The 820-nt window shown below is 55.1% G+C and carries 1 protein-coding gene; it reads left to right on the forward strand.

The features are described from left to right. The first annotated feature begins 51 nt into the window (after positions 1 to 51). Positions 52 to 806, forward strand: a protein-coding gene (locus NJLHNGOC_RS15530) for an IS5 family transposase (RefSeq protein WP_113597114.1) whose coding sequence is annotated in 2 segments (ribosomal slippage) — positions 52 to 388 and positions 388 to 806 — 756 coding nt in all. Because the reading frame shifts where the segments join, the coding sequence is not laid out codon by codon here. Positions 807 to 820: the final 14 nt, after the last annotated feature.

The raw sequence follows: 820 nt of genomic DNA on the forward strand, positions 1-820 counted from the left end.
CAGGGCCTGTGGGGAATTATACTTTTTTCAAGCATCTGAATGTGATTCAAAATGCGTATGGATCGCTTCGTACTGACAGATGCCCAATGGGCGAAAATGGAACCGCTGTGCCTTGGCAAGAAAACGGATCGGGGGCGCAGTGGACAGGACAACCGTCTTTTCATCGAGGCGGTCTTATGGATTGCCCGGACTGGCAGTCCATGGCGGGACCTTCCGACGTATTTCGGACATTGGAACTCGGTCTATTCCCGTTACAGCGACTGGATGAAAGCCGGTGTTTTCAAACGGCTTTTTGAAGCTGTCTCTGACGAGGCAGACATGGAATATGCGATGATCGACGGCACGGTGGTCCGGGTTCACCGTCATGGTCAGGGCGCAAAAGGGGGACCCGAAGTCAGGCGATAGGACGCAGTGTGACGGGATGGTCAACCAAGATCATCGCCATCACTGACGCCCTGGGCAATCTGGTCCGCACGCTCATCCCCGGCCAGCATTACGATACGGTCGGCGTGGCACCTCTTCTCGAACCGGCGGATTTCAAGGGAATTCTTGCCGACAAGGCATTTGATGTCCACTGGATCGTAGACACCATCCGTGCGCAGGGTGCCTGTGCGGTCATTCCCCAGCGCAGGAACCGCCTCGAAAGACGCCCGTTCGATGGGAGCCTGTTCAAAGCGCGTCATCTCATCGAAAACTTCTTTTGCAAGCTCAAGGAGTTCAAGCGTATCGCCATGCGCAGCGACAAGACAGACAGGTCATTCGCAGCCATGATCCATCTTGTCGCCGCAGTCATCAATTCACGATAATTCCCAACAGGCCC

The sequence above is a fragment of the Novacetimonas cocois genome (assembly GCF_003311635.1).
Taxonomy (GTDB): domain Bacteria; phylum Pseudomonadota; class Alphaproteobacteria; order Acetobacterales; family Acetobacteraceae; genus Novacetimonas; species Novacetimonas cocois.